Source organism: Nostoc sp. WHI, from assembly GCF_015714725.1.
Lineage (GTDB): Bacteria > Cyanobacteriota > Cyanobacteriia > Cyanobacteriales > Nostocaceae > Nostoc.
The window spans coordinates 1-3,641 of sequence record NZ_WBKM01000143.1 but is presented as its reverse complement, the minus strand read 5'-3'; the positions used below and the strand labels follow the sequence as shown (position 1 = coordinate 3,641).

The following is a 3,641-nucleotide window of genomic DNA, read 5'->3' as shown; positions in this document are numbered from 1 at the left end:
GCTGTGGGCGATCGCACTGGTGAAGCTACTACACTCAATAACATCGGTGCAGTCTACTCCGCTTTAGGAGAAAAGCAGAAAGCGCTCGATTTCTACAACCAAGCTCTACCCCTTATTCGGGCTGTAGGCGATCGCACTGGTGAGGCTCGCACACTCAATAACATCGGTAAAGTCTACGACGATTTAGGAGAAAAGCAAAAAGCACTCGATTTTTACAACCAAGCTCTGCCCTTATGGCGTGCTGTGGGCGATCGCACTGGTGAAGCTACTACACTCAATAACATCGGTGCAGTCTACTCCGCTTTAGGAGAAAAGCAAAAAGCACTCGATTTCTACAACCAAGCTCTACCCCTTATTCGGGCTGTAGGCGATCGCACTGGTGAGGCTCGCACACTCAATAACATCGGTAAAGTCTACGACGATTTAGGAGAAAAGCAAAAAGCACTCGATTTTTACAACCAAGCTCTGCCCTTATGGCGTGCTGTGGGCGATCGCTCTGGTGAAGCCACTACACTCAATAACATTGGTCTAGTCTACTCCGATTTAGGAGAAAAGCAAAAAGCACTCGATTACTTCAACCAAGCTCTACCCCTTATTCGGGCTGTGGGCGATCGCACTGGTGAGGCTCGCACACTCAATAACATCGGTCTAGTCTACGACGCTTTAGGAGAAAAGCAAAAAGCACTCGATTTTTACAACCAAGCTCTGCCCTTATGGCGTGCTGTGGGCGATCGCTCTGGTGAAGCCACTACACTCAATAACATCGGTAAAGTCTACAACGATTTAGGAGAAAAGCAAAAAGCACTCGATTACTTCAACCAAGCTCTACCCCTTATTCGGGCTGTGGGCGATCGCACTGGTGAGGGTCGCACACTCAATAACATTGGTGGAGTCTACGACGCTTTAGGAGAAAAGCAAAAAGCACTCGATTTCTATAACCAAGCTCTGCCCCTATGGCGTGCTGTAGGCGATCGCACTGGTGAAGCTGTCACACTCAATAACATCGGTGCAGTCTACTCCGCTTTAGGAGAAAAGCAAAAAGCACTCGATTTTTACAACCAAGCTCTGCCCCTAAGACGGGCTGTGGGCGATCGCGCTGGTGAGGCTAACACCTTGGGTAATATTGGTGTACTCTTTCAAAGTACAAATCGACCAACTGAAGCCATTACTAATTTGCAGCAATCTCTTCAAATAAGCTTAGAAATGCGCCGGGGTTTGCAACGAGAAAATCGCCAAAAGTTTTTACAGGAAAACGATGTATATGCTACTGCTTTAGTAGATGTCCTTATTAATCAAAAAAAATATGCTGAAGCTTTTGAATGGGTTAACCTATTCACCACAGCTGAACTTGCTGATTATACTCGCCTCATTAATGCCAAAGTTGCCAACCCAGAAGCACAGAAAGCCATTGACGACTGGAGTAAAAAAAATCAACAATTGGAATCCTTGCGACAACAACTGCAAGGCGATAGCCCCGAAAGCCTACCCCAACAAATTCGGCAATTAGAAGCACAAGTTTATTTAGAAGCCGAAAGTATCTCTCGCCGTTTTCCTGAAGTAGCAGAACTATTTGAAACTACACCCGCAGATATTAAAAATCTGACATCTTCCATTCCCGCAGGAACGGTTATAGTCCAACCTGTCTTGCTGACTAATGTGAAAGATATGCCTAATAACGTTGCCTTTTTTATCTTTACAAAAGGTCACTTGAGCGTTATTAAAAAATCTATTAACCCCACTGAATTTAATAAACTTATTGCCGATTACCTAAAACAGGTACAAGATGACAGTGATGCTAACTTCACTGAAACAGGTAGCAAACTTTATGATATTCTCATTCGTCCCGTCGAAGACAAAATTAAAACTTCATCACCCAAACAACTGAGCATTATTGCTACTGGTCAACTGCGCCATTTACCTTTTGAGACTCTTTACGACAGTAAAACCGACCAATTTCTGATCCAGAAATATCCTGTCAACTATCTCACTCGCATTTCTAATAATTCGCTAAAATCTCCAGGTGTGCAAAATGCTGTACCCCGCAAACCACAAGCTGTTTTAGCATTTGGTAATCCAGTAAACCGTGATCCGCAAAATCTCCCAGGTGCAGAGACAGAAGTCACAAAGATTAAAGAAATACTGCCAGACAGTGAAGTTTATATCAACAATAAAGCTACTCTGGAAAACTTTAAATCCCAAGCATTACGCTTTTCCTTTCTGCACTTAGCAACTCACGGCTGTTTCCAAACTGAAGATTGTAAACAAGTCAATTTAAAAAATAATACATTACTATTTGCTGACAAGACCTTAGACATTGCTAATGCTGCTCTTTTAGGGCTACAAGGCACACAACTGATTACTCTTAGTGCTTGTCAAACTGCTGTAAACACTAATTTTAATGACGTAGGAATTGCAGGAGTTGCTTATATATTTGAGCGGGCTGGTGCTAAAGCAGTGATGGCAAGTTTGTGGGCGGTTGAGGATGAAGCAACTCAGCAATTGATGGTTGAATTTTATCAAAATCTCAAGCAGGGTATGACCAAAGGTGAAGCTTTGCAAAAAGCTAAGTTAAAGTTAATCGCAGACGATCGCCATCCTTTTTATTGGTCGCCATTTGTCTTGATTGGCGATGCACGTTAAAGTAATTCGTAAGCCATAACACACCGCTATCATGGTGAGTCAAATACGATAAACTGCGTAGGTTGGGTTGCAATACGGTTCGGTTAAGGTTTTTTGATGAAAATTCTAGATGGGAAAGACGCGATAAATCGCCGTCACGATGAAAGATTGATTATTGTAGAGACGGCGATTTATCGCGTCTCTTGTTTTAACCGAACCGTATTGGGTTGGGTTGAACGAAATTAAACCCAACAAACCACCGAAAATGTTGGGTTTCGTTCCTCAACCCAACCTACTGTTTTCTAAATACAAAAAAACCAGGAGTTTCCCCCTGGTATCATCAAAAATTATTACATAGTTTACCTAGCTTAAGAAGCCGTTGCAGTTTCTGCCTCAGCATCAGCAGCGCTAATTTGCGGTGGCAAAACACTAACAACAAGGCGTTCCAATTCAGCTAATGGTGTTACACCTTCAGGAAAGGGAATATCACTAATACTCAAGCTGTCTCCAATTTGCAGGTTAGAGACATCGATTTCTATTACATCTGGGATGTTTTCAGGCGCACAACTTACTTGCAATTCGCTGATTACGGTGTCTAACACACCACCATCTTGTTTAACACCAACAGCATTGCCGACAAAACGCAACCGAACTCCTACAGTGGTGTCACCGTGACCAGCAACCGCAAAAAAGCTGAGGTGGTAAGGGGTACCTTTTGCTGGATGGATTTGAAGTTCTCGCAGCAGGGCTTTGCCCCGCCAAGGTATATCAGTAATGTTTAGATCAATCAAAGTGTTGTTGACTGAAGCCCTTTTGAGCAAGCGTTCAACAGTTTTGGCATTAATAGTCAAAGAAATTGACTCTGTACCCTTGTGGCCGTACAAATTTGCTGGGATTTCTCCAGAACGGCGCAAAGCTCTGGGCTTGCTACCTTCTGGTCGCTTTTGACATTCGACTGTGAGAGCCATAGAAGTTGTTAGTTGTTAATTGGAGTTAGGAGTTAGGAGTGGGGAGTGGGGAGT

General features: G+C 43.4%; 3 protein-coding genes. 2 read left to right on the top strand and 1 reads right to left on the bottom strand.

The genetic code is table 11. The features are described from left to right. A partial coding sequence (locus tag F8S12_RS14125) for a CHAT domain-containing protein (RefSeq protein ID WP_196516891.1) occupies positions 1 to 2,640 on the top strand: 2,640 nt, incomplete at its 5' end. 96 nt (positions 2,641 to 2,736) lie between these two features. Further along, positions 2,737 to 2,865 carry a hypothetical protein gene (locus F8S12_RS41645; protein ID WP_269144815.1) on the top strand — a complete coding sequence of 43 codons (129 nt, stop codon included), beginning with the start codon at positions 2,737 to 2,739 and terminating at the stop codon, positions 2,863 to 2,865. A gap of 122 nt (positions 2,866 to 2,987) precedes the next feature. Here the strand turns inward: F8S12_RS41645 and F8S12_RS14120 are convergent, their stop codons facing one another. Next, entirely contained in the window at positions 2,988 to 3,587 is a 600-nt protein-coding gene (locus F8S12_RS14120; RefSeq protein WP_196516890.1) for a 50S ribosomal protein L25/general stress protein Ctc, read from the bottom strand. Between the last annotated feature and the right edge of the window lie 54 nt (positions 3,588 to 3,641).